Origin of the sequence: Streptomyces sp. UNOC14_S4, assembly GCF_020740835.1 — a bacterium.
Classification (GTDB): Bacteria; Actinomycetota; Actinomycetes; order Streptomycetales; family Streptomycetaceae; genus Streptomyces.
This window is the reverse complement of the sequence record NZ_JAINFC010001025.1, coordinates 1-720: the sequence shown is the minus strand read 5'-3', so window position 1 is coordinate 720 and position 720 is coordinate 1. Positions and strand designations below refer to the sequence as shown.

The following is a 720-nucleotide window of genomic DNA, read 5'->3' as shown; positions in this document are numbered from 1 at the left end:
GCGAGAACATCGTCTTCATCTCCGGCATCGGCTGCTCCTCCCGCTTCCCGTACTACATGAACACCTACGGGATGCACTCCATCCACGGCCGCGCCCCCGCCATCGCCACCGGACTCGCCTCCAGCCGCCCCGACCTCTCCGTCTGGGTCGTCACCGGCGACGGCGACGCCCTCTCCATCGGCGGCAACCACCTCATCCACGCCCTCCGCCGCAACGTCAACCTCAAAATCCTGCTCTTCAACAACCGCATCTACGGCCTCACCAAAGGCCAGTACTCCCCCACCAGCGAAGTCGGGAAAATCACCAAGTCCACCCCGATGGGCTCCCTGGACGCACCGTTCAACCCGGTCTCCCTCGCCCTCGGCGCCGAGGCGTCCTTCGTCGCCCGCACCGTCGACTCCGACCGCAAGCACCTCACCAGCGTGCTGCAGGCCGCCGCCGAACACCCCGGCACCGCCCTCGTCGAGATCTACCAGAACTGCAACATCTTCAACGACGGCGCCTTCGACAACCTCAAGGACAAAGAAAAGGCCCAGGAAGCGGTCATCCGCCTCGAACACGGCCAGCCCATCCGCTTCGGCACCGACCACACCAAGGGCGTCTTCCGCGACCCCGCCACCGGCGACCTCCACACCGCCGACATCACCGAGGACAACGAGCACCGTCCTCGTCCACGACGCCCACACCACCTCCCCCGTCACCGCCTTCGCCCTCTCCCGC

General features: G+C 66.7%; 1 pseudogene. It reads left to right on the top strand.

The annotated features are described in order from the left end of the window. A pseudogene (locus tag K6I34_RS37705) lies at positions 1–720 on the top strand (2-oxoacid:ferredoxin oxidoreductase subunit beta); the annotation flags it as partial.